The following is a 23754-nucleotide window of genomic DNA, read 5'->3' on the forward strand; positions in this document are numbered from 1 at the left end:
ATACGAATACCACATGACTTCGCGTACGTTGTCAGATGTCAATGGGTTCGGTGTGGTCTCAGGCCGCCGGGGAATGAACATGAGCGATATCGGACAGAATTTCCAGAACATGATCGCCAGCGGGCTCTCCCCGGACGGGAATGTCCGCGCCACGATCACCGGCGAACGGATCTTGAATTTCATATTCGAGCCCCGGGCCTTCGAAAGGTACGAGGCGCGCGACCTGGAGCGACAGCTGGCCGGCCTGGCCGTCAGCACCTGGCTGGACTGGGTCCGGCAGCGTCGTGAGATCAGCCGCCTGGCCTCCGGCCTCAGCCACAGCGAAGCCGAAGCGGCCAGGCGGGAGAGCAAGGATCAGATTCCCCGCGGGTACCTGGAGGCGCTGAGGACTGTCGAATGCGAAGGATTCTCTTCCGGTCACCTTGTCAGTGTTCGGACTCACGGAATGACACGGTGGCATGTCGGTGTCGACGACGGAACCCCACACCGGATCGGCGTCCGGGAGTTCACCTCGGAGCTTCGGTCGGCATTCGATTCACTGATGCGCGATCGTGAATCGAAGATCGTTCTGCTGCGGGCCGACTACTTCGACATCGGTGTTCCGCACCAGTGGCGAGCGCGTTTCGAAGAACGGTGACCACCGCATTCGCCCGGCGGCCGCGTTTCGGTCCGGGGCCGCCGGGCAGATCGCGGGGACGAGGTGGTCGGCGTTTTGGTGGGGCGTACCGAAAAGGAAAGGCCCGGACCGAAGAGGCCCGGGCCGCGGTAGACGCGATGGTTCAGTGATGGTGCTGGGACGGGTGGTCGCCGAGCAGCTTGGTGGCCAGGACGGCGGCCTGGGTGCGGCGTTCCAGGCCCAGCTTGGCGAGGAGGCTGGAGACGTAGTTCTTCACCGTCTTCTCGGCCAGGAACATCCGGCCGGCGATCTCCCGGTTGGTCAGGCCCTCGGCGACGAACTCCAGGATGCGGCGCTCCTGGTCGGTGAGGGAGGCCAGCTCGCGGGGCTGTTCGACGCCGTTGCGGATGCGCTCCAGGACACGCTGGGTGACCGCCGGGTCGAGCATGGACTGGCCGGAGGCGACCCGGCGGACGGTGTCGACCAGGTCGGTGCCGCGGATCTGCTTCAGCACGTAGCCCGAGGCACCGGCCATGATCGCGGCGAACAGGGCCTCGTCGTCCTCGTACGAGGTGAGGATCAGGCCCTTGATCGACGAGTCGACGGCGCGCACGTCACGGCAGACGTCGATGCCGTTGCCGTCCGGCAGCCGGGCGTCGAGGACGGCGACGTCGGGGCGCAGGGCGGGGATGCGCCGGGCCGCCTCCTGGGCGGACCCGGACTCGCCGACCACCTCGATGTCCCCGCCCGCCTGGAGCAGGTCGACGAGGCCGCGGCGGACGACCTCGTGGTCGTCGAGGAGAAAGACTCGGATCATGGCTCTATTCTCACCCGGAGGTGTCCCGGACACCTAGGGACCAAAGTCCCGCGCGCCGTGATCACCTGAGGACAAAGGCCCCGAGCAGCCGGGATGAGGCACCCGCTAGCCTCGACGGCGTGGCTGAAGCATCGACTCCCTCACTGGGGCTGAGCCCCCTCTCCCGGGTCCGTCTCGATGAGCTTCTTCAGGAGATGCAGAACCGGGTGGGCGACATCGTCACCAGCCGGGAGCGTCTGAGAGCGCTGCTGGACGCGGTCGTCGGCATCGGCACCGACCTGGACCTGAACAGTACGTTGCAGCGGATCGTGGAGGCGGCGTGTGCGCTGGCCGGGGCGCGGTACGGCGCTCTGGGCGTGCTCGGCCCGGACCGCAGCAGCCTGTCCGACTTCGTCACGCACGGCATCGACCCGGAGGCGCACGCGAAGATAGGCGATCTGCCGCACGGGCGGGGTGTGCTGGGGCTGCTGATCACCGATCCGAAGCCGGTGCGGCTGCCGGACATCACCAGGCACCCCCGGTCGTACGGTTTCCCGGCCCACCATCCGCCGATGCACAGTTTCCTCGGTGTCCCGGTGCGCACCCGGGACCAGATCTTCGGCAACCTCTATCTGGCCGAGAAGCTGGGCGCCGACGAGTTCACCGACGACGACGAGGAGATCGTGGTCGCGCTGGCCGCGGCGGCGGGCGTGGCGATCGACAACGCCCGGCTGTACGAGCTGGCCCAGCGCCGTCAGCGGTGGCTGGCGGCGGCCGCCGAGATCACCAGCCTGCTGCTGGGCACGGTGCGCCGGACCGAGGCGCTGCGCCTGATCGCCCGGCACGCCCGGGAGGTGGCCGACGCCGAGCTGGTGCTGGTGCTGTTGCGGGAGAGTGTCAGCGACCGGTACCGGATCGAGGTGGTGGAGGGCGCCGATTCGGCGCTGACCGGGAAGATGGTGCCGGCGTTCGACGCCGATCACGAGTATCGCCTGGTGGAGAACCTGTGTGACGCCGCCGAGTGGCCGGGCCAGGTGCCGGACGGTCCGGCCATCGTCGCGCCGTTGAAGAGCACCCCGCAGGGTGTGCTGATCGTGAGCCGTCCGGCCAGCACCGACGACGCGGCGCTGTTGTCGACGTTCGCCGGGCAGGCCGCGCTGGCTCTGGAGCTGGCCCGGGCGCAGGAGGAGCGGGAGCTGCTGGCGGTTCTGGAGGACCGTGAGCGGATCGCCCGGGACCTGCACGACGTGGTGATCCAGCGGCTGTTCGCGACCGGTATGCAGTTGCAGGGCGCGATGGCGCCGGGGGTCCGGCCGGAGGTGACGCAGCGGATCAACGCGGCCGTCGACGACCTGGACGCCACCATCCGGGACATCCGCCGGTCGATCTTCGAGTTGCGGGCGCCGGTGGGTGCCACACTGCGCACCGAGCTGCGGGACACCTGTGACGCGGCGCTGGACACGCTGGGGTTCCGGCCGACGCTGGAGACCACCGGGCCGGTGGAGAGCGCGGTGCCGGACGACATCGTGCCGGAGCTGATGGCGGTGCTGCGGGAGGCCCTGTCGAACGTGGCCCGGCACGCCAAGGCGAGCAGTGTCCGGGTGTCGGTGCGGGTCGACGGCCGGCAGGTGATCCTCCAGGTGGAGGACGACGGGGTGGGCATCGACCCGGCCCTGGCCCGCGGCGGTGTGGTGAACATGGGCGAACGGGCACACGACCTGGGCGGCGGGTTCGACATCGGCCCCCGTTCGGACGGGCCCGGCACGCTGATGACGTGGCGCGTTCCGATCGGCGGTTGACCGGGACCTTCGGCCCTTATCGGCGGGAGCCCTCGCGGGGCACGGTGTAGGAGACAGTGAAGGAGAATCGCCGTGAACCGCTACGACTCGTCCGACCTCCGGCGCGCCGCCGCGGCCGGGATCCAGGCCCCCTCCATGTACAACAGCCAGCCGTGGGGATTCCGCCTGCGTGACGGGGCCATCGAGGTGCTGTCCGATCCGGGCCGGCAGCTCGCGGTGGCCGACGACGGTGGCTGGGCGATGCGGCTGGCCCTGGGCGCGGCCACCTTCAACGCCCGGCTGGCCCTGGCGTGGGCGGGCACCCCGGCCGATGTGCTGCTGCTGCCGGAGAGCACCGAACCCGAGGTGATCGCCCGGTTGAGCCCGGCCCGGCACCGGCCACCGACCTACACCGAGCGGGATCTGTACGCGGCGATCGAACGCCGCTACAGCAACCGTGAGCCGTTCTGGCCGGATCCGGTGCCGGCCGATGTGCGGGTACGCCTGATCGAGGCGGCCCGGGTCGAGGGCACCTGGCTGGACCTGCTGGTCGGGATGACCGCGCTGACCGGTTTCTCGGAGATCGCGCACAGTGCCGACCGGGTGCTGCGCCGGGACGCCCGCTACCAGGCCGAGCTGATCACCTGGACGGACACCGAGTCGGCGGAGGACGGCATCCCGGCGGTGGCCGCCGCGTCGGTGGCCGAGGCGCAGGATCTGCTGCCGCAGCGCAACTTCGGCGGCCGGCGGCGGGCGCCGGGCCGTGACTACGAGCCGGAGCCGCTGGTCGGGATCCTGGGCACGGCCGGGGACCGCAAGCTGGACCAGCTGATGGCCGGGCAGGCGCTGCAGCACGTGCTGCTGACCGCCACCGACGCGGGACTGGCCAGTTCGATGATCTCCCAGCCGATCGAGGTGCCGCCGGCCCGCGACCAGTTGCGGCGGTCGCTGGGGCGGTCCGGGTTCCCGCAGATCGCGTTCCGGATCGGGTACGGCCAGCCCGGCCACCCGTCCCCCCGCCGCGACGTGTCCGACGTGATCATCGGATAGCCGTCTAGTCTGGCGCCATGAGGGTGCTGCATCTCGACGGGGAGAGCCCGGTGCACCGGCTCTCCCCCGAGGTGAAGATCGCGTCGGTGCTGTCGTTCACGATCGTCGTGGTGCTCACACCACGCACCGGGTTCGCCGCGTTCGGCGGGTTCGCGGCGCTGATCGCGATCGTCGCGGCGCTGGCCCGGATCCCACCGCTGTGGCTGCTCAAGCGGGCCACCATCGAGCTGCCGTTCGTGCTGCTGGCGATTGCCCTGCCGATCTTCGGGGCCGGCGATCGGGTGGACTGGCTGGGCCTGTCGCTGTCGGTGGACGGCCTGCTCGGCGCCTGGAACATCTTCGCCAAGGGCACCTTGGGGGTGCTGGCGTCGCTGCTGCTGGCCGCCACCACCCCGATGCGGGATCTGATCACCGGCCTGGACCGGCTGCGCTGCCCGGCGGTGCTCACCCAGATCATGATGTTCATGCTGCGCTACATCGACGTGCTGGCCGGCGACGCGCGGCGGATGCGAATCGCCCGGATCTCCCGCGGCTACGATCCCCGGTTCCTGTGGCAGGCGAAGGCGTTCGCGGTCGGCGTCGGGTCGCTGTTCCTGCGGTCGTACGAGCGGGGCGAGCGCGTCTACCTGGCGATGCTGTCCCGTGGCTGGACCGGCCGGATGCCGTCGCCGGACAGGGCTGCCGCACCGGCCCGGGAGTGGGCACTGTCCTCGATGCTGCCGGTCGCCGCGGCCGGGATCGCCCTCGCTCTAGCATGATCGCCATGACTCCGGCGTTGCGCATCAGCGGGCTCACGTACGCCTATCCCGACGGCCGGACGGCCCTGCACGGTGTCGATCTGACCGTCGCCGCCGGGGAGCGGGTGGCGCTGCTGGGCCCGAACGGCGCCGGCAAGACCACCCTGGTGCTGCATCTCAACGGCATCCTGCACGGGGGTGGCGGCCGGGTGGAGATCTCCGGTCTGCCGGTCGTCCCGGGTGACCGCGAGGCGGTCACCGAGATCCGCCGCCGGGTCGGCGTCGTCTTCCAGGATCCCGACGACCAGCTGTTCATGCCGTCGGTCGCGGAGGACGTCGCTTTCGGCCCGGCCAATTCGGGGGTACGGGGTACCGAGCTCGAAGCCCGCGTCACCGAGGCCCTGACGGCTGTCGGCATGCTGGCATATCGGGACCAGATTCCCCATCACCTGTCGTTCGGGCAGCGCCGGCGGGTGGCGGTGGCGACGGTGCTGGCGATGCGGCCGGAGATCCTGGTGCTGGACGAGCCGTCGTCCAACCTGGACCCGGCGAGCCGCCGGGAACTGGCCGAGATCCTGCTCGCCCTGCCGGTGACGGTGCTGATGGTGACCCATGATCTGCCGTACGCGCTGGAGCTCTGCCCCCGCTCGGTGATCCTGGACGGCGGCCGGATCGTGGCCGACGCCCCGACCGGCGACCTGCTGGCCGACCGTGACCTGATGGCCGCCCACCGCCTGGAACTGCCGTTCGGCTTCGACCCGTCCTTCCGCCGGCCATAGTCAAACCCCAACCCGCGTGCCACCTTCCGGCGCGAAACACACCACACCGCGCCACACAACAACCACAACCAACCCGCGTGCCACCTTCCGGCGCGGAGCGCGCCGCAACGCGGCACACAACAACCACCACCCAACCACGTGCCACCTTCCGGCACGGAACGCACCGCAACGCGGCACACAACAACCACCACCCAACCGCGTGCCGACTTCCGGCACGGAGCGCGCCGGAGCGCGGCACACGAGGGTGGAAACGGCACAGCGTGGTGACTTCCGGCGCGGAGCGCCCCGGAAGTCACCACGCTGGAGGGTGGGTCAGGCCGCCTTGCTGAGCGGGGCCGCCTCGCGCAGGCCGCCGACGATGGCCTGCCAGGTCTGCGGGCCGGCGATGCCGTCCACCGGCAGGCGCAGCGTCTGCTGCAGGTCGCGGATGGCGGCCTCGGTCTTCGGGCCGTACACCCCGTCACTGTCGTCGAGGGCGAACTCCTCCTGCAAGCCGCGCACCGCGCTGCCGGAGGAGCCGGGGCGCACCTCGACGAGCAGCGCCTGCCAGGTCGGCGAGTCGACCACCCCGTTGTCGGGGAGGCTCTTGGCCCATTGGAAGGCGCGCACCGCGGCGCCGGTCTCCGGGCCGAACACGCCGTCGACGGCGACCGTGTGACCGTGGGCCAGAAGCAGATATTGCAGGGTCTGCACCGGGTGGTCGGTGGAGCCCTGCCGGGTCGTCGGCCAGGGGTTCAGGGAGGCAGTCACAGAGGGGTACCCCTTCCTCATCGTCGAGCGACGGGTTAGTACCCCTACTTTCGCGTGACCAACCGATGAATAAAAGGGTGAGAAGTGTCTCGACTGCGGTTTCGCAAGAATTGTTGCCTTCTTGCTGACCGATTGGTGGGAGCCGATAAGCAAACCGCGCGCGAACCTGTGGATTCGCGCGCGGTAATGCTCACTACCGAACAATCAGTGCTCGGCCCAGTCGCCGAGCGACCAGTCCCGGACCTCCGGCATGTCCTCGAGGTGCTCGACCACGTACTTCTCGTGCTTCGCCAGCTGCCGCTCGCACCACGCCTTCAGCTCGGTGGCGCCGGCCGGGAGCCGCTTGGCGTTGTTGATCGCGTCCATCACCAGGTGGTAGCGCGACGCCCGGTTGCGGACCGTCATGTCGAACGGGGTGGTCGTGGTGCCCTGCTCGATGAAGCCGCGCACCCGGAACCGGTCGGCGTCCGGCCGGCCGTGCACCAGCTGGTGGATGGCGCCCGGGTAGCCGTGGAAGCTGAACACCACGTCCACGGTGTCGGTGAACAGCTCGCGGAACAGAGTCTCGCTCATGCCGTGCGGGTGGTCCTTGGGCCGAGGCAGGGTCATCAGGTTGACCACGTTGACCACGCGCACCTTGAGCTGCGGCAGCTTCTCCTTGAGGATCTGCGCGGCGGCCACCGTCTCCATGGTGACCACGTCACCGGCGCAGGCCAGGACGATGTCCGGGTCAGTGCCGCCGTCGTCGTTGCCGGCCCACTCCCAGATGCCCGCGCCCTGCTTGCAGTGCTCGATCGCCTGGTCCATGGTGAGCCACTGCAGCTGCGGCTGCTTGTCGATGACGATCAGATTGACGTACGACTTCGACCGGAAGCAGTGGTCGGCCACCGAGAGCAGCGTGTTCGCGTCCGGCGGGAGGTACACCCGGGCCACGTTGCCGCGCTGGTTGAGCACCACCTGGATGAGACCGGGGCCCTGGTGCGAGAAGCCGTTGTGGTCGTTGCGCCAGGCGGTCGAGGTGAGCAGGATGTTCAGGCTGGGCACCTTGGCGCGCCAGGGCAGGTGCGAGGCCTCCTGCAGCCACTTGCCGTGCTGGACCGTCTGCGACGCGCTGACCATGGCGAACGCCTCGTAGGTGGCGAACATGCCGTGCCGCCCGGTGAGGTTGTAGCCCTCCAGCCAGCCGTGGCAGTTGTGCTCGGAGAGCACCTCCATGACCCGGCCCTTGTTGCTGATCTTCACGTCGTCGGCGGTGGTCGACTCCATGAAGCCGCGGTCGGACACCTCGAACACGGCGCCGAGCCGGTTGCTGTTGGTCTCGTCCGGGCAGAACAGCCGGAAGCTGTCCGGGTTGCGCGAGTAGATGTCGCGCATCATCTCGCCCAGCTTGCGGGTGGACTCGGCACGGTCGGCGGCCGGCTTCTTCACGTCGAACGCGTAGTCGCGGAAGTCCGGCATGTCGAGGTCCTTGGTGAGCAGACCGCCGTTGGCGTGCGGGCTCGCGCTCATCCGCAGGTCACCGTCGGGTGCCAGGTCCTTGATCAGGTCGACCGGCGCGCCGGTGGCGTCGAACAGCTCCTCCGGCTTGTACGACTTCAGCCACTTCTCCAGCTCGGCCAGGTGCTCGTCGTTGCCCTTGACCCCGGAGAGCGGGACCTGGTGCGAGCGCCAGGTGCCGGTGACGGTGATGCCGTCGATCTTCTCCGGGCCGGTCCAGCCCTTCGGCGTACGCATGATGATCAGCGGCCAGTTGGGGCGTTTGCCGTCCCACGTACCGTTGCGGGCGGCGTCCTGAATGCTCTTGATCTTGCCCCAGGCCTCGGCGAGGATCTGCGCGAACCGGTGGTGCATGCCCGGCACGTCGTCGCCCTCGATCTCCAGGACGTCGTAGCCGTGGCCCTCCAGGAACTTGCGGACCTCGGCCGGGTCCTTGCGGGCCAGGACCGTCGGGCCGGCGATCTTCGCGCCGTTCAGGTGCAGGATCGGCAGGACCGCGCCGTCGTGCTCCGGGTTGATGAAGGAGACGCCCTTCCAGGAGCCCTCCAGCGGACCGGTCTCCGCCTCGCCGTCACCGACCACCGCGATCGCCAGCAGGTCCGGGTTGTCCATCACCGCGCCGAACGCGTGCACCAGCACGTAGCCCAGCTCGCCGCCCTCGTGGATGCTGCCGGGGGTGGTCACCGACACGTGGCTGGGGATGCCGCCCGGCGAGGAGAACTGGCGGAACAGGTTGAGCAGGCCGCCCTCGTCCAGGCCCACCTTCGGGTAGACCTCGGAGTAGGTGCCCTCCAGGTAGCCGGCCGCGACCAGCGCCGGGCCGCCGTGCCCGGGGCCGGCCAGGTAGATGGCCTGCTGACCGGTCTGCTTGATGAGCCGGGACACGTGGGCGTAGACGAACGACAGGCCGGGGCTGGTGCCCCAGTGACCGAGCAGGCGCGGCTTGATGTGCTCGTTCTTCAGCGGCTCACGCAGCAGCGGGTTGCCCTGAAGATAGATCTGCCCGACGGTGAGGTAGTTGTTCGCCCTCCACCAGGCATCGAGGCTCGCGACCTCGGCATCATCCGGAGCGGCGAGCTTCCGCACGAGTTCCTGCTGGTCGAGCGTGGCGGCCCGGTTGTCCGAAACGGCGGTCACGGTCATTCCTCTCGACTGAAGTCTTTCGAGTTCCTGACTTGTCACGATCAACGTATCCCCGCCGCGAAACAGCGGCATGGGTCTTTAGTCCCCTCCGCTGGGGACGTTACCCCCACCGGCATACGGCAGGATCCCATCCCTGAGTGAAGGTCCAGTTACTTCCCGGCGCGTGATAATCGACCGGATGGAACCCCATGCTGATCCGCACATCCACGTCGAAGCGGGTGCACTGCGCTCACGCGCGGCCGAACGCAACATGGTGGCGTCGCTGTTCGGCCTGGCCGCCACCCTGCCGCCGGAGGTGTCCACGCCGTGCGGCCTGCGCGTGCCGTTCGCGATGACCTCCGGTTCCCCGGACCGGGTCACCTGCCTCCCGTGCCGGGAGTACGCCGCCGCGCAGTACCGGATCCTCGCCGACCAGGTGGTCGACCTGGGCCTGGACCCGCAGGTCGCCACGGCCCACCGGGAGACGGCCCGCCGCTTCCACGACGGCGACGGTCCATGATGGTGTGACGCTCGACCTGTCCCGGCACCGCCGCCACCGACATGACCGCCGCCTTCGGGATCGGCCGGCCGGTGGCGGAGAGCGCCGCGGTCGTCGTCCGCCTGGCCACCCTCGGCCCCGACGGCCCGACCGGCACGCTGCGGGACGAGAACGGCGTACTCGCCTGGTGAACTTAAGTCGGGGGTCCTCCTAGACTTTCGCCAAATGCGCCGGGGACGGCCCGATTCGTAGGGTCGTCACATGCGGATCGGTCCTCTGGAGCCGGCGGCCCGGGCTCTCGGCCCGGACCTGGCTCGCGGTTTCATGCTTCTGTTCATCGCCCTGGCCAACACCCACTACTTCCTGCGCGGCCCGTCGCACCTCGGCGGTTATCCCGAGGGCGGCACGGTGGTGGACGACGCCGTCGTCTGGCTGCTGTCGACGTTCGTCGACGGACGGGCGTTCCCGATGTTCGGCCTGCTGTTCGGTTACGGTGTCGCCCGGATCGTCCAGCGGCAGCGGGAGCGCGCCGCCCGGTCCGACGACGCGACCGGGCCTTCGCGGGCGTCGGTGGATCCGGGGGCTGCGGCGGTTCCGGACGAGGCGGTGGTCCCGGGGCCACGCGCGGGCCGCTGGGGTGTGCGGCGGTTGCTCTGGCGGCGGGCCGCGGTGCTGATCGCGGTGGGCCTGGTCGACGCCACCCTCTTCTACGTCGGTGACATCCTCGCGGCCTACGGGGTGTTGCTGCTGGTCGGCGCCCTGATGGTGTTCTGGCGGGATCGCTGGCTGCTGACCGTGGCCGTGCTCCTGCTGGCGCTGAACGCGCTGCCGAACGCCGATCTGTCCACGATCGGCCGGACCGGCCCGGACCCGTCGATGCTGCCGCCGGACCTGGTGGCGATGGTGACCGAGCGGGTTCCGGTGGCATTGGTGGTGGCGGCGCTGGGCCCGCTCGGTTTCCTCGGCCCGTTCGCGCTCGGGCTGTGGGCCGGCCGCCGTCGTGTCCTGGAGCGGCCGGCCGAGCATCTCCGGCTGCTCGTCACCGTCGCCGTCACCGGCATCGGCGCCGCGGTCCTGGGCGCGCAGCCGATCGCCCTGGTCCTGGCCGGGGTGACCACGGCACCGGCACAGCCGGCGCTGGAGCGGATCGCCGCCCTGCACAGCGCGACCGGCACGCTGGGTGGTCTCGGCTACGCGGCGTTGTTCGCGCTGCTGGCCCTGCGCTGGACGAGACCGGGTGTCCTGGTGACGGCGATCGCGGCGACCGGTCAGCGGTCGATGAGCTGCTATCTGATGCAGTCGGTGACATGGGCGGTGGTGTTCACGCCGTTCCTGCTGGACCTGTCCGGCACGCTGTCGGTGACCACGACGGCCGTGCTGGCCACCGCCACCTGGGCGGTCACCGTGCTGATCGCCGACCGGATGCGCCGTACCGGACGGCGCGGCCCGTTCGAGACCGTGACCAGGCGCTTCACTTACGGCGGCCGGCCGTCCGCGCCGCACCGGGAATCGGCGACCACCCGATGACCCGCCGGGAACGAAAGACCGGGCGGAAGAAGGCGGGGAGCGCCCGGCCGCCGTCGGTGGGCGGGGCCGGGCGCTCCGGGCTGCTAACCCAGGGTGAGGGTGCAGCTGTCCTGGTCGGCGGCCAGTTCGGTGACCTGCTCACCCAGCTGGACGCGCCAGGGCAGTTCGTCGCCCATCCGGCCGACCACCACCGTGCCGTCGGTGACCTCGACGGTGAAGACCGTGTCGGCGGAGCCCTGGCCGGGGACCACCACGGCGGTGCGGCCGGGTGCCGGGTCGAACAGGCGCAGGGTGACTCCGTCCCGGAAGTCGTAGTCGGGACGGTCCTGGCGGGCGCCCACCGGGATCACCGCGCCGGGGCGGACCAGCACCGGGGCGGTGTCGAAGCCGTGGGTCTCGGTCACCCAGCGCGGGCCCTCGATCACCGATGCGGTGCCGGCGGCCGGCAGGTAACGGGTCCAGCGCCCCTCCGGGACGTAGTAGGTCACCTCTCCCCCGGCCGAGAAGACCGGGGCGACCAGCAGGTCGGGGCCGAGCATGTACTGCCGGTCCACATAGGTCGAGCCGGCGTCGGCGGGGAAGGCGATCGCCATCGAGCGCATCACCGGCAGGCCGGTGCGGTGGGCTTCCACGGCGGCGCCGAAGATGTAGGGCATCAGGCGGTATTTGACGTGGGTGAACGAGCGCAGCACGTCCACCGCCTCCTCGTCGAAGAGCCACGGCACCCGGTACGACGAGCTGCCGTGCAGCCGGCTGTGCGACGACAGCAGGCCGAAGGCGACCCAGCGTTTGAAGACCGCGGGGTCGGGCATGCCCTCGAAACCGCCGATGTCGTGGCTCCAGAAGCCGAAACCGGACGAGGTGAGCGACAGCCCGCCGCGCAGGCTCTCCGCCATCGACTCGAAGCTGCTGGAGTTGTCGCCGCCCCAGTGCACCGGGAACTGCTGGCCGCCGACGGTGGCCGAGCGGGCGAACAGGACCGCCTCGCCCTCACCACGGGCCTCGCGCAGCACCTCGAAGACGACCTCGTTGTAGAGCTGCGTGTAGTAGTTGTGCATGCGTTCCGGGTCGGAGCCGTCGTGCCACACCACGTCGGTGGGGACGCGCTCGCCGAAGTCGGATTTGAAGGCGTCGACCCCCATGTCGACGAGGCGGCGCAGCTTCCCGGCGTACCATTCGCGGGCCTCGGGGTTGGTGAAGTCGACCAGGCCCATCCCGGCCTGCCACAGATCCCACTGGAAGACGTCGCCGTTGGGGCGCTTGAGCAGGTATCCCTTGGCGGCGCCCTCGGCGAACAGCGGCGAGCGCTGGGCGATGTAGGGGTTGATCCACAGGCAGGTGCGCAGGCCGCGGTCGGCGAGGCGTTTGAGCATGCCCTCCGGGTCGGGGAAGACCCGCGGATCCCACTCGAAGTCGCACCAGTTGAATTCGCGCATCCAGAAGCAGTCGAAGTGGAACACCGACAGCGGCAGGTCCCGGTCGGCCATCCCGCCGACGAACTTGTTGACCGTCTCCTCGTCATAGTCGGTGGTGAACGACGTGGTCAGCCACAGTCCGAAGGACCAGGCCGGGGGCAGGGCGGGGCGGCCGGTCAGGGCGGTGTACTTGCGGATCACGTCGGCCGGGGTGGGGCCGTAGATCACCAGGTACGACAGGCTCTGCCCGGCGACGCTGAACTGGGTGCGGGTGACCATCTCGGAGGCCACTTCGAACGACACCTTGCCGGGGTGGTCGACGAGCACGCCGTACCCGCCGTTGGTGAAGTAGAACGGCACGTTCTTGTAGGACTGTTCGCTGCTGGTGCCGCCGTCCTCGTTCCAGATGTCGACGGTCTGGCCGTTCTTGACGATCGGGCCGAAACGCTCGCCGAGGCCGTAGACGACGTGCCCGACGCCGAGGTCGAGCTGCTCGTGCACATAGGCGCCGTCGGGTCCGGTGACGACGCCCATGCCCTTCCAGCCGCTGCCGGTGAGGCGCCGCCCGTCGGGGTCGAGGAAGTCGAGTCCCCACTTCTCGCCGGGGGTGAACCGCGCGGTCAGGCCGCCGGACGTCAGCGAGTACTGATCGGTGCTCACCTCGGCCGGCGACGAGGAGATCGCAAACGAGGGGGTCTGCGGGCGGCCGCCGGTGTAGTTGGAGACGGTCACCCGGATGACGTCGGGGGCCGGCGCGGTCGCCTCGATGGTGATCAGCGCGGAGTTCAGCGTGTCACCGCGGTGCGTGATCGGCCTGGTGGCGGCCCACACGGTCAGCGAGTCGGGGCCGGTGGCGGTGTCCTGGAGGTGGGCGGGGTGCAGGACGGTGTAGCCGGCGCGCTTACGCCAATAGCCATCGGTGAACTTCATGGAGATCCTTTACTTGATGGCGCCGGCGGCGATGCCGCGCGTGAGGGTGCGCTGGAAGATCAGGAAGAAGAGGATCGCGGGGAGGATGCCGATCAGGGCGGAGGCGCTGGTCGTGGTGGCGTCCATCATCTTGTCGCCCTGGAGGACGCCGAGGGCGACCGGAACCGTCTGGTTGTCGTTGGACACCAGGAAGACCAGGGGCAGGAAGAACTCGTTCCACGTCCAGATGAAGAAGAACGTGAACAGCACCGCGAGGGTGGGCGCGCTGATCGGGACGACCACCCGCCACAGGGTGCGCCATTTGCCGGCGCCGTCGATGGACGCGGCTTCCAGCATCTCCCGGGGGAACTCGGCGTAGACCGAGGTGAGCAGGTAGGTGCCGAAGGCGCTCTGGATGACCGTGAAGATGATGATGATCGCGATCAGGCTGTCGTAGAGCCCCACCTCCTTGGAGATGTAGTAGAGCGGGTAGACCAGCACCTCCTGCGGGAGCAGGTTGGCGACCAGGAAGAAGATCAGGAACCAGACCCGGCCCTTGACCCGGCCGATCCCCAGGGCGTAGGCGTTGAGGATCGAGATGACGACGCCGAGCACGGCCACGGTCAGCGAGGTGATGAAGCTGTTCCAGAGTTTCTGGCCGAAGTCGACCCGGTTCCAGAAGTCGACGATGCCGTCCCAGTAGAGGGTGCTGGGGATCGACAGCGGGCCGTTGGCGGCGTACTCGGCGGGGCTCTTGACGGCGTTGACCGCGACCGCGAGCATCGGGCCGATCATCAGCAGGAGCAGCACCAGCAGGCCGGCCAGCACGAAGAACCGGACCGGGTTGCGGTGGCGCAGGGACGGGCGGGCGGGGGTCTTCGCCACCGTGGTCGCGGTCAACGCAGTTCCTCCGACCGGTGCTGGAGACGCAGGAAGAGGAACGCGAGGATCACGATCAGCACCGTGAGTACGGTGGAGATCGCCGAGCCGTACCCGACCTGGGCTTTCTCGAAGAAGTTCTTGTACGCGAAGTACGAGGGGACGAGTGTGGAGTTGCTCGGCCCGCCCTTGGTGAGCACGAAGACCTGCCCGAAGATCTTCAGGGCGGCGATGGTGGTGGTGACCAGCACGACGTAGAACTCGGGCCGGATCATGTGCACGGTGATCTTGCGGAACCGCTGCCACCAGGTCGCGCCGTCGAGGTCGGCGGCCTCGTAGAGGGACGGGTCGATCCGCGACAGCCCGGACATGAACATGACGATCGGGTAGCCGAGCTGGAACCAGATCATCACGGCCATCACGCTGTACAGCGCGTACTTCTCGTCGCCGAGCCAGTTGCGGCCCAGCGAGCCGAGCCCGATGGTGTCCAGGATCTGGTTGAGCGAGCCGTAACTCGGGTGCAGGATCCAGGACCAGACGATGCCGGTGACCGCGACCGGCAGCACCTGCGGCAGGTAGTAGCCGGAGCGGAACAGCCCGGCCCACCGGTCGCCGAAGTGTTTGGCGACGTAGTCGAAGAGCACCGCGGCCAGCACCAGCCCGAGCAGGGTCGGGATGATCGCCATCGCGATGACGAGCAGGCCGATGTTGCCGAACGACTGCCAGAACAGGGTGTCGCTGAACAGCCGGGTGTAGTTGTCGAGGCCGACCCAGCGCGGGTCGCCGACACCGGTCCACTTGGTGAAGCTGTAGTACACCGTCATCACCAGCGGCACGACGATCACCGCGAGTGAGGCGAGCACGCCGGGAATCAGGAACACCGCGTAGCCGCGGTCCCGGCTAGAACGACCGGCCATACCGGACCCTTTCCGTCGCGGCGCGGGCGGTGGTCACCGCCCGCGCCGCGCGTTGCTCATTTACCGAGATCCGCGAGGTTTTCGTTGTACGGCTTGGCGATCTCGTCGAGCATCGCGTCCGGGGTCTTCGAGCCGTTGATCAGGCCCTGGGTGCCCGCGACCATCACGTCGTAGTAGCCGGGCGCCGGCCAGTCCGGGTAGAACGCGAGCCCGTCGGACGTGGAGATCTTGTTGAAGGTCTCGACGAGTTCCCTGTTCTTCGGGTCGGTGATCGCCGCCGGGTCGGCCGCGACCGGCACACCGCCGCTGTTGCCGAGCAGCGCCTGGATCTCCGGCGACATGGTGATGTCGATGAAGTCGTAGGCGAGGGCCTTGGCCTTGCTCTTCTCCGGCACCACCCACAGGTTGCCGCTGGAGCCGGGGTGCAGGGTGTTGCCCGGGAACAGGAAGGTGCCCCACTCGAAGTCCTTGACCTCGTCGGCGAACCGGCCGTAGAACCAGGAACCGGAGATCATGATCGGGAACTTGCCCTGGGTGAAGGCGACCGCCATGTCCTCAGCGCCGATGCCGGCCGAGTCCTTGCCGATGTAGCCCTTGGACACCCAGTCGGCGAAGGTCTGTGCGCCGTACCGGAAAGCCGGGTTCTTGAAGTCGACCTTGTTCTTGTAGAGCTGGTAGTCGTCGACCAGGGCCCGGTTCGCCTTCGACAGCGCCAGCTCGTAGAAGATCTGCTGGGCCGGGTACTCGGAGCCGCCGACCGACAGCGGGGTGACCTTGTTCTGCACGAACGTGTCCATCACCTTGGTGAACTCGTCGAGCGTGGTCGGCACGGCCAGTTTGTACTGGTCGAACATCTTCTTGTTGTAGTAGACGGTGACGAACTCGCCGTAGTTGGGCACGCCGAAGACCTTGCCGCTGCCCATGATGCCGTCTTCGTCGTACTTCGCCGTGGTCTGGAGGCTGGGGCTCAGTTTCTTGTCCCAGCCACGCTTGGTGAACTCGTCCGAGATGTCGGTGAGCAGACCCTGCTTGGAGAGCAGACCGGCGGTCGCGTTGCCCTTGTTGTATTCGAGGATGTCCGGGGTGCTGTCCGAGTTGAGGATCATCTGGGCGTTCTGCTGGATCTGCTCGAAGCCCTTCTCCTCGAACTTCACCTCGACGCCCGGGTGGCTCGCCTTGAACAACTCGATCGACTTGGCCCAGGCGATGCCCATGGCGCTGTTCGGCGCCTCGTAGTGCCAGAGGGTCAGGACCTTGGCGTCCGCGCCCTCGTCGGCGGAGTCGCCGCCACCGCACGCGGCGAGACCGAGGGATGCTGCCAGCAAAAGTGCACCGGCCGCCAGGCCGGAACGTGATCGGAACATAGCCGTCCTCCCAGAGGGACTGGTTGAGGAAAGTAAGCGAATCACTCGTCGAAGCGCTTCGACGATGGCTCTTGTCGAGACGCTATTGATTCAGCCTGGCTCGTGTCAACGGTGTGACGAGGAGATTTCGCGGCAGCTGTCCCGCTCCACCAGACGGGGTGCGAGCAGACGGGTGTACTCGACGCTGCGGCCGTCCAGCAGACGCATCGCGGTCTCCACCGCGAGGGTGCCGACATCGTGCGCCGGGATGTCGATCGAGGTCAGCTGCACCGGCATCGCGGTGGCCACGTCCCGCGGGCAGACCGCCACGATCGAGACGTCCTCCGGAACCCGGCGGCCGGTCGCGTGCAGCAGGTCCAGCAGCGGGCGCAGCGCCTCCTCGTTGTGTACCACCAGCGCGGTGATGCCGTCCAGCTCGGCCTCCAGGTCGGCCAGGCAGGACCGGACCCCCTCCGCGCCCGGCTCACACGGGTGCGTCACCGTGCGCAGCTCCAGATCCGCCGAGGCCTCCAGAAAACCGGACAGGAACCGGTCCGCGTACGTCGTCTGCCGCTTGTAGACCGCCGGCGACGGGCCGACCAGCCCGATCCGCCGGTGCCCGTGCCCGGCCAGATGGGTCAGCGCCTCGCGGGCCGCCGCGCCGAAGTCCAGATCGACGCAGGCGATGCCGGTGTGGTCGGCGGGCAGCCCGATCAGCACCGACGGCTGCTTGAGCCGGCGCAACGCCGGGATGCGCAGGTCGTCGCGCTCCAGGTCCATCAGTATCAAGGCGTCGACCATGGTGCTGTGCGCGACCCGCTCCAGCCCCGCGGTGCCCTCGTCCTTGGTCAACAGCAGGACATCATGGTTGTACGATCGGGCCGCGGTCACCACCGCCGTCGCGAACTGCATGATCACCGGCACGTTGACGTCCACCCGCAGGGGCGCGACCAGGGCGATCACATTCGTCTTGCTGCTGGCCAGGGCCCGCGCCCCGGCGTGCGGGTGGAAACCCAGCTCGGCGATCGCGGCCTGCACCCGGGCACGCGTCTCGGCGGAGATCGGCCGGCGCCCGCTCAGAACGTAGGACACCGTGCTGGGCGAGACCCCCGCTGCTTTAGCGACATCGTTGATAGTCGGCACTGCGCCTCCCCAAGTCGCCACGCGCTCACCTTTCGTCGATCCTACTGATCACCGGGGGTGTGCCCGATCGGCCCACACCCCCGGTGACCGGTCAGTTGATGCGGAACGTGGCCAGCCGGAGACCGGGGCTGGGCACCAGATACACCGTCGCCCGGCCGCTGGTCCGCGCCAGCGGGGCGGTCACTTCGCGGTACGTGTAGACGCCCCCGGTGTCGGCCACGGTCGCCGTGCCGAGGAGCCGGCCGGTGGGCGAGCCCACCCGCACCTCGACGGTGCCGGCGCCCGAGACACGGGCCGTGAACGTCCGGCCGTTACGCAGAGCGACGTCCTTGAACGACAGCCAGTCCCCCGCCGACACCACGCCGACCACGGTGCCACTGGCCTTGGTCTCGTCCAGGAGCCGGACCCCGGCGTACCCGTCGAAGGTCTCCGCCCTGGTCGTCCGCCCCAGATCGCGGGGCGGGATCGTCTCACCGTCGACGGTGAGGGTGGCGCGCCGGCGGATGTCGCCCGCCGAGGAGCCGAGCAGCACGTCGTGCACCGATTTCTCGATCACCCAGCGTTGCCGGGTCTGGTCCCAGCGGGAGAGATCGGATGGTTTCAGCGCGAAGGTGACGGTTGTCGACTGCCCGGGGCGCAGGGACACCTTCCGGAAGTCGCGGAGCTGCTTGTTCGGGGTGGTGTCGCGGGAGGTGCGCTGATGGGTGTAGAGCTGGACCACCTCCGAGCCGGCTCGCTTCCCCACATTAGTGACTCTGAGTGACACAGTTCCATGCCTGAGCGACGGCTGGCCGTAGCTGAAGGAGGTATAGGACAGGCCGTGACCGAACGGGTAGAGCGGCTTCGCATCACTGTAGAGGTATGTCTGCCGGCTCTTGATGATGTCGTATTCCAGCAGGTCAGCGGGCAGTTGATCGTCCGACCGGTACCACGTCTGGGTGAGCTTGCCGGACGGGTTGACGTCGCCGTACAGGATGTCGGCGATCGCGTTACCGGTCTCCGCCCCGGCGTGGGTGGTCCAGACGACGCCGGGCGCCCGGGCGCCGGTCTGCGGGTAGCTGCTCTGGATCACCACGACGGTCCGCGGATTGGCCTTGCGCACCGCCGCGATCAGCGCCGTCTGACGGGCGCCGAGCCCCGTCGACGTACGGTCGCGGATCTCACGCCCGGCGACGAACGGATCGGTGCCGACCACGACCACCGCGGTCTGTGCCCGTTTCGCCTGGGCGGCGGCCTCGGCCACTCCGTCGACCAGCACCTCCCTGGTGAACCTCGCGGCACCGGCGGCGTCGGCGGCGCCCAGGGTGAGGTTGCCGTCGTCACCCACCGTCACGTAGTGGTTCGCCGGGAACCAGGACTCCTGGGTCTCGTAGCCGACGTAGTGCAGAACGAACGTTCCGTCCGCCTGGCGTTCCTGCCGGAACTGCTGCTGCACGAACCAGCCGTTCGGCTCGTCCGCGTTCGCCGTGAACGGGCCCCAGTTGTAGCTGACCAGCTTGCCGTCGGCCACGCTGCGCAGCGTCGAGACGCCGTCACCCCAGTCCACGCTGTCGAACTGGGCCGCCGGGGTCGCGGTGGCCGCACTGACCCCCACGGCGGTGGGCCCCGAGGTCACATACCTGCCGGTGGTCACCTCACGCAGAGCGATCCGGTCGGCGCCGGTGCCGGTGGAGACCGAGGACGCCCGTCCGGCGATGCCGTCCAGGACGCTGACCCGGTACGGCAGTTGTCCCCCGTACCAGTCGCTGTAGAGCTTGTCCGCGGTGGGACCGACGACCGCGACCGAACCGCCGGCCTTCAGCGGCAGGATCCCGTCGTTCTCCAGCAGCACCGCGGCCTCGGCGGCGGTCTTGCGGGCCAGTGCGCGGTGTGCCGGGCTGTCGATCACCGACGGTGAGATTCCGCTGTACGGGCCACCGTCCGGATCGAACTCGCCGAGCCGGAACCGGATGCTCAGCGCGTTGCCCACCGAACGATCGATGTCGGCCTCGGCGAGCAGACCCCGCGCCAGCGCCTCACGGATGGCGGTGACGGTCGGCTCGGCATTCGTGTCGTTGACGGTGAAACTGTCCAGCCCGGCCTTGATGGTGGCCGCGTTCGCCTCGGCCTGGGTGGCGAAATAGGCCTGCGAACCGGTCAGGTTGGTGGGCGCCCAGGCGTCGCTGACGTTGAAGAGCCGCCGCTCACTCCAGTCCCGGACCAGCGTGCCGAGGTCCGGATCGACAGTCGCGGGCCGCCCGTTGATCAGGTTGTAGGCGGCCATCACACCGGTCGCCGCACCGTTCTCCAGCGCGATCTGGAACGGTTTGCGGTCGTATTCGTTGAGCACCCGCTGCGGCACATTGGACGAGGTCCGATCGCGCCGGGTCTCGTTGTTGTAGGCGGCGTAATGCTTCAACGTCGGCGCGACCTTGAGATGATCCGGATCAACACCCTGGAGACCCTTGCCGTACGCGGTGGCGATCGCCCCGGTCAGCAGCGGATCCTCGGAATACCCCTCCTCGTTGCGCCCCCATCGTGGATCGCGCAGCGGGTTGACCACCGGCGCCCAGGCGTTCAGCCCCCAGACCACCGGATCCCGGGCGTGGAAGCCGCGCAGTTCGTCGCCGACGGCGGAGCCGACCCGCTCGATCAGGGCCGGATCCCAGGTGCTGGCCAGCCCGACGGCCTGCGGAAAGACGGTCGCGGTGGCGTCGATCTTCGCCGAGTTGTTCCGGTAGTCGTTGGACCAGGCGACACCGTGCAGCGCCTCGGTGCCGGACTTGAAGACGGCTATCCCCAGGCGCGGAATCGCCGGCTGGTACTGGTGGAGCAGGGAGATCTTCTCGTCCAGGGTGAGCCGGCCGACCAGGTCGTCGAGGCGGATCTGAAGCGGAAGCGACGGGTCACGGAACGGATGAACCGGATCGGCGCGGGCCGGCTCCGGAATCAGCGGGACGACCAGGACGGCGGCCGCAAGCGCGGCGAGACCGCGTCTGAGACGCATGGCAGTCTCCTCTTGGGAAAGGGCATCGCAAAGGAACGACCGGAATAAGTCGAAGCGCTTCGACGGACGGTTTATCGAACCGCCGGCGGGAAAAGGGGTGCGGTGAGGCCACCATAGAGCGGGGCCGATGCGCCGGGCAACAGCCGCGCGCAGCTTTCCGGAAATCCGTCGGTAACAGAGGCAGAATGACGTGGTGCGACTCATCGTGATCGGTGGCGATGCGGCCGGAATGTCCGCCGCGTCCCAGGCCCGGCGCCGTCTCGGGCCCGACAAGCTGGAGATCCTCGCGTTCGAACGCGGCGATTTCACCTCCTACTCGGCATGCGGCATCCCGTACTGGGTGGGCGGTCTGGTCGACGGCCCGGACGCGCTGATCGCCCGCGACCCGGCCGCGTTCCACCGCGACGACATCCAGGTACGCCTCCGGCACGAGGTCACCGACATCGACCTGGACGCCGGTACGATCACCGCCCGTGACCTGAACGGCGGCGGCACCGTCACCGAGGGTTTCGACGAGCTGATGTACGCGGCCGGCGCCGAACCGGTCCGCCCACCCTGGGCCGACAATCCGGCGAACGGCATCTTCGGCGTGCAGACGCTGGGCGACGGGGCCGCCCTCAACGCCTGGCTGGAGTCGTCCGAGGCACGCGACGCGGTGGTCATCGGCGGCGGATACATCGGCGTCGAGATGGCCGAGTCCCTGATCAGCCGCGGTCTGCGGGTCACCCTGGTGGAACGCTCCGGCCAGCCGATGGCCACCGTCGACCCGGACATGGGCGCGCTTGTCGCCGACGCGGTCCGCGGCCTGGGCATCGAGTTGCGCACCGGCGTCACCGTCCAGGCCCTGGAGACCGCCGACGACCGGGTACGGGCAGTGGTCACCGACGCCGGCACGATTCCGGCGGACGTCGTGGTGCTGGGCTTGGGGGTACGCCCCAACACGGCGCTCGCCGAGGCCGCCGGACTACCGCTGGGCCATACCGGTGGGCTGGCCACCGACCTGCGGCAGCGGGTCACCGGCCCGGACGGTGTCGTCGGCCACGTGTGGGCGGCCGGCGACTGCACGCAGGTCAACCATCTGGTCAGCGGCCGGGCGGTGCACGTGCCGCTGGGCACCCACGCCAACAAGCAGGGCCGGGTGGCCGGCATCAACATCGGCGGCGGCTACGCCACCTTCCCCGGCGTGATCGGCACCGCCATCACCAAGATCTGCGACCTGGAGGTGGCCCGGACCGGTCTGTCGTCGAAGGAGGCCGAGGCGGCCGGTTTCCGCTACGTGACGGCCACCGTGGAGTCCACGAACCGGGCCGGCTACTTCCCCGGCGCCGTACCGATGACCGTGAAGGTGATCGCCGAAAAGGACACCGGCCTGCTGCTGGGCGCCCAGATCGTGGGCCGGGCCGAGGCCGCCAAGCGGATAGACGCATTCGCGATCGCGGTCTGGAACCGCATGACGGTGACCGAGATGACCGCCCTGGACCTGGGCTACGCCCCACCGTTCGCCCCGGTCTGGGACCCGGTCCTGATAGCCGCCCGCAAGGCCGCCGACAAGATCTGACCCTGGACGCTTCCCGATCCAAGCCACCGCCCGGCCACGCGTGGCCATTCCCCGCGCGGCCACTCCCCGCGCGGCCACTTCCCGCACGGCCACTCCCCGCGCGGCCACTCCTTGCGCGGCCACTTCCCGCGCGGCCACTCCTTGCGCGGCCACTTCCCGCGCGGCCACGCCTCGCGTGGCCAGGCGCGGTGTGAACCACGCCGTAGATCGCCACGCGGTTCGGGCCCGGCGGAGCCTACGGCCGGCCCGCCGCATGCGGGTGACGGGGGTCAGGGCTGGTCTCGGGACAGATCGGCCAGGATCGTCTCCGCGCCGGCGTCTGGCAGGTGCTGGGCCACCAGGATCAGGGTTTCGCTGATCAGGGCGTCGGCGGCTGGGACCGCGCTCGCCGGGGTCGCGGTGAACAGCGCGTCCAACCGGGCCGGGAGACCCGCTGGAGCCCACCGCAGCCCCTCGGCGAGCCGGCTCATCCAGGTGGCGCCGGGATGCGGCAGCCACACCCGGTTCAGGCCGAGCAGCACCAGCAGGACGTTACGCGCGATGTCCAGCCGGTCCTCGGCCAATGGCAGCAGGTCCCCGCGGTCCAGGAGTCTGCGCCGGTACCCCGAGGAACGGAAGGCCAGATTGGCACGGACCACGGCCACCGCCAGGGCCTCCGGATAGACGTCGGTCCGGACCGTCCAGCCGGGAACCAGGCCGGTGTCGTGCAGCACCACCCCGTCCCGGATCGCCGCGACCAGATGCTGCTTGACCGCCGCCGGGTCGGCCCGGTCGACCAGATCCGAGATCCACTCGTCCACCTCACCCGCGACCCGATGGTCCAGGTTGATCCGAACCCCGTCCAGCAGCACACTCTCCCGCCGGTCCCGGACCGCCGCCGGCTCACCCTCCGGCCGACCGTGGCCGACCGGCAACGCCCCCTCTCGCAGCCGGTCACCGGCGCGCGAAGCGCTCTCCGCCCGGTTGCGGCCGGCTGACAGCACGCTCTCCGCCCGGTTGCGACCGGCTGACAGCACGCTCTCTTGCCGACCATCGCCGGCTCGCAGTGTGCTTTCCCGCGGACCCTCATCGGCTCGCGGTGTGCTCTCCCACGGACCCTCATCGGCTCGCAGTGCGGTCTCCTGCCGGTTTCCGCTGGCCAGTGGCGCGTTCGCCGGTCTGTCGCGTCCGGGTTCCGGCCGGGGTGGACGGTTGATCGTCACCGCCCCGGCGCTTGACGTGGCGACGTGCCGGTCCGGGGGCGGCGGCACGGCGTCCCACACCACCAGCAGGTCTGTGTTCGACCAGCGATCCGCGGTGCCCCGCGCGACCGAACCGGTGAGGAGCACCGACCGGACACCCGGAAGGGTTTTGAACTCCCCGGCCAGACGCTCGCCGGAGACGCGCAGCCGGGCCTGGTGGTCGTCACTCATCGCGTGGTCAACCCGGCCAGAACCGCCGGCGAGCCCTCGCC

Annotated in this window: 19 protein-coding genes; 9 read left to right on the forward strand and 10 right to left on the reverse strand. The window is 69.4% G+C overall.

The window, feature by feature from the left end; genetic code table 11:
* The first annotated feature begins 79 nt into the window (after positions 1 to 79).
* Positions 80 to 637, forward strand: a complete 558-nt coding sequence (locus tag ACQ0O7_RS28530; protein WP_430786197.1) for a hypothetical protein — start codon at positions 80 to 82, stop codon at positions 635 to 637.
* Positions 638 to 779: 142 nt separating this feature from the next.
* Here the strand turns inward: ACQ0O7_RS28530 and ACQ0O7_RS28535 are convergent, their stop codons facing one another.
* Positions 780 to 1433 carry a response regulator gene (locus tag ACQ0O7_RS28535; RefSeq protein WP_430786199.1) on the reverse strand — a complete coding sequence of 218 codons (654 nt, stop codon included), beginning with the start codon at positions 1431 to 1433 and terminating at the stop codon, positions 780 to 782.
* A gap of 194 nt (positions 1434 to 1627) precedes the next feature.
* Here ACQ0O7_RS28535 and ACQ0O7_RS28540 point away from each other — a divergent pair, with 194 nt between their 5' ends.
* From ACQ0O7_RS28540 to ACQ0O7_RS28555, 4 genes are all read left to right on the forward strand, one after another.
* Complete coding sequence (locus tag ACQ0O7_RS28540; protein ID WP_430786299.1) at positions 1628 to 3211, forward strand: GAF domain-containing protein; 1584 nt, start codon at positions 1628 to 1630, stop codon at positions 3209 to 3211.
* A 72-nt stretch (positions 3212 to 3283) separates the two neighbouring features.
* Positions 3284 to 4240, forward strand: a complete 957-nt coding sequence (locus tag ACQ0O7_RS28545) for an Acg family FMN-binding oxidoreductase (protein WP_430786201.1) — start codon at positions 3284 to 3286, stop codon at positions 4238 to 4240.
* 17 nt (positions 4241 to 4257) lie between these two features.
* A complete protein-coding gene (gene cbiQ, locus ACQ0O7_RS28550) occupies positions 4258 to 4998 on the forward strand; it encodes a cobalt ECF transporter T component CbiQ (RefSeq protein WP_430786203.1) in 741 nt (246 codons plus the stop codon).
* Between the two features lie 5 nt (positions 4999 to 5003).
* A complete protein-coding gene (locus ACQ0O7_RS28555; protein ID WP_430786205.1) occupies positions 5004 to 5756 on the forward strand; it encodes an energy-coupling factor ABC transporter ATP-binding protein in 753 nt (250 codons plus the stop codon).
* 312 nt (positions 5757 to 6068) lie between these two features.
* On the opposite strand, the gene ACQ0O7_RS28560 is transcribed toward ACQ0O7_RS28555, so the two are convergent.
* Positions 6069 to 6506, reverse strand: a complete 438-nt coding sequence (locus ACQ0O7_RS28560; protein WP_430786207.1) for a peptidoglycan-binding domain-containing protein — start codon at positions 6504 to 6506, stop codon at positions 6069 to 6071.
* A 204-nt stretch (positions 6507 to 6710) separates the two neighbouring features.
* On the reverse strand, positions 6711 to 9146 hold the full coding sequence (locus tag ACQ0O7_RS28565) for a phosphoketolase family protein (protein ID WP_430786209.1): 2436 nt from the start codon (positions 9144 to 9146) through the stop codon (positions 6711 to 6713).
* A 178-nt stretch (positions 9147 to 9324) separates the two neighbouring features.
* Here ACQ0O7_RS28565 and ACQ0O7_RS28570 point away from each other — a divergent pair, with 178 nt between their 5' ends.
* The 3 genes from ACQ0O7_RS28570 (at position 9325) to ACQ0O7_RS28580 (ending at position 11151) form a co-directional block, all read left to right on the forward strand.
* Positions 9325 to 9645 carry a hypothetical protein gene (locus tag ACQ0O7_RS28570; RefSeq protein WP_430786211.1) on the forward strand — a complete coding sequence of 107 codons (321 nt, stop codon included), beginning with the start codon at positions 9325 to 9327 and terminating at the stop codon, positions 9643 to 9645.
* A 41-nt stretch (positions 9646 to 9686) separates the two neighbouring features.
* A complete protein-coding gene (locus tag ACQ0O7_RS28575; protein ID WP_430786213.1) occupies positions 9687 to 9815 on the forward strand; it encodes a hypothetical protein in 129 nt (42 codons plus the stop codon).
* A 70-nt stretch (positions 9816 to 9885) separates the two neighbouring features.
* On the forward strand, positions 9886 to 11151 hold the full coding sequence (locus ACQ0O7_RS28580; protein ID WP_430786215.1) for a DUF418 domain-containing protein: 1266 nt from the start codon (positions 9886 to 9888) through the stop codon (positions 11149 to 11151).
* Between the two features lie 83 nt (positions 11152 to 11234).
* Here the strand turns inward: ACQ0O7_RS28580 and yicI are convergent, their stop codons facing one another.
* From yicI to ACQ0O7_RS28610, 6 genes are all read right to left on the reverse strand, one after another.
* The gene (yicI, locus tag ACQ0O7_RS28585; protein ID WP_430786217.1) at positions 11235 to 13496 is read right to left on the reverse strand and encodes an alpha-xylosidase; all 2262 of its coding nucleotides are present in this window, start codon (positions 13494 to 13496) and stop codon (positions 11235 to 11237) included.
* Positions 13497 to 13505: 9 nt separating this feature from the next.
* Entirely contained in the window at positions 13506 to 14375 is an 870-nt protein-coding gene (locus ACQ0O7_RS28590; RefSeq protein ID WP_430786219.1) for a carbohydrate ABC transporter permease, read from the reverse strand.
* Entirely contained in the window at positions 14372 to 15271 is a 900-nt protein-coding gene (locus ACQ0O7_RS28595) for a carbohydrate ABC transporter permease (protein ID WP_430786221.1), read from the reverse strand. Before ACQ0O7_RS28595 ends, ACQ0O7_RS28590 begins: the two co-directional genes overlap by 4 nt.
* A 56-nt stretch (positions 15272 to 15327) precedes the next feature.
* Positions 15328 to 16635, reverse strand: coding sequence for an ABC transporter substrate-binding protein (locus ACQ0O7_RS28600; RefSeq protein WP_430786223.1), 1308 nt, complete (start codon positions 16633 to 16635; stop codon positions 15328 to 15330).
* Positions 16636 to 16740: 105 nt separating this feature from the next.
* Positions 16741 to 17757, reverse strand: a complete 1017-nt coding sequence (locus tag ACQ0O7_RS28605; protein WP_430786225.1) for a LacI family DNA-binding transcriptional regulator — start codon at positions 17755 to 17757, stop codon at positions 16741 to 16743.
* A gap of 91 nt (positions 17758 to 17848) precedes the next feature.
* Positions 17849 to 20743, reverse strand: a complete 2895-nt coding sequence (locus ACQ0O7_RS28610; protein WP_430786227.1) for a glycoside hydrolase family 3 C-terminal domain-containing protein — start codon at positions 20741 to 20743, stop codon at positions 17849 to 17851.
* A gap of 193 nt (positions 20744 to 20936) precedes the next feature.
* Between ACQ0O7_RS28610 and ACQ0O7_RS28615 the strand changes: the two genes are divergently transcribed.
* On the forward strand, positions 20937 to 22301 hold the full coding sequence (locus ACQ0O7_RS28615) for an FAD-dependent oxidoreductase (RefSeq protein ID WP_430786229.1): 1365 nt from the start codon (positions 20937 to 20939) through the stop codon (positions 22299 to 22301).
* 269 nt (positions 22302 to 22570) lie between these two features.
* Here ACQ0O7_RS28615 and ACQ0O7_RS28620 read toward each other — a convergent pair whose 3' ends face one another.
* Positions 22571 to 23713, reverse strand: a complete 1143-nt coding sequence (locus ACQ0O7_RS28620) for a nucleotidyltransferase domain-containing protein (protein ID WP_430786231.1) — start codon at positions 23711 to 23713, stop codon at positions 22571 to 22573.
* Positions 23714 to 23754 lie beyond the last annotated feature (41 nt).

This window comes from Actinoplanes sp. G11-F43, assembly GCF_050589265.1.
GTDB lineage: Bacteria > Actinomycetota > Actinomycetes > Mycobacteriales > Micromonosporaceae > Actinoplanes.

Excerpts from the sequence above, each read along its gene's own strand:
- ACQ0O7_RS28530 (WP_430786197.1), top strand. The coding sequence starts at position 80 with ATGAGCGATATCGGACAGAATTTCCAGAACATGATCGCCAGCGGGCTC.
- ACQ0O7_RS28565 (WP_430786209.1), bottom strand. The coding sequence starts at position 9,146 with ATGACCGTGACCGCCGTTTCGGACAACCGGGCCGCCACGCTCGACCAG.
- ACQ0O7_RS28540 (WP_430786299.1), top strand. The coding sequence starts at position 1,628 with ATGCAGAACCGGGTGGGCGACATCGTCACCAGCCGGGAGCGTCTGAGA.
- ACQ0O7_RS28620 (WP_430786231.1), bottom strand. The coding sequence starts at position 23,713 with ATGAGTGACGACCACCAGGCCCGGCTGCGCGTCTCCGGCGAGCGTCTG.
- cbiQ (WP_430786203.1), top strand. The coding sequence starts at position 4,258 with ATGAGGGTGCTGCATCTCGACGGGGAGAGCCCGGTGCACCGGCTCTCC.
- ACQ0O7_RS28575 (WP_430786213.1), top strand. The coding sequence starts at position 9,687 with ATGACCGCCGCCTTCGGGATCGGCCGGCCGGTGGCGGAGAGCGCCGCG.
- ACQ0O7_RS28580 (WP_430786215.1), top strand. The coding sequence starts at position 9,886 with ATGCGGATCGGTCCTCTGGAGCCGGCGGCCCGGGCTCTCGGCCCGGAC.
- ACQ0O7_RS28595 (WP_430786221.1), bottom strand. The coding sequence starts at position 15,271 with ATGGCCGGTCGTTCTAGCCGGGACCGCGGCTACGCGGTGTTCCTGATT.
- ACQ0O7_RS28610 (WP_430786227.1), bottom strand. The coding sequence starts at position 20,743 with ATGCGTCTCAGACGCGGTCTCGCCGCGCTTGCGGCCGCCGTCCTGGTC.
- ACQ0O7_RS28555 (WP_430786205.1), top strand. The coding sequence starts at position 5,004 with ATGACTCCGGCGTTGCGCATCAGCGGGCTCACGTACGCCTATCCCGAC.
- ACQ0O7_RS28570 (WP_430786211.1), top strand. The coding sequence starts at position 9,325 with ATGGAACCCCATGCTGATCCGCACATCCACGTCGAAGCGGGTGCACTG.
- yicI (WP_430786217.1), bottom strand. The coding sequence starts at position 13,496 with ATGAAGTTCACCGATGGCTATTGGCGTAAGCGCGCCGGCTACACCGTC.
- ACQ0O7_RS28535 (WP_430786199.1), bottom strand. The coding sequence starts at position 1,433 with ATGATCCGAGTCTTTCTCCTCGACGACCACGAGGTCGTCCGCCGCGGC.
- ACQ0O7_RS28600 (WP_430786223.1), bottom strand. The coding sequence starts at position 16,635 with ATGTTCCGATCACGTTCCGGCCTGGCGGCCGGTGCACTTTTGCTGGCA.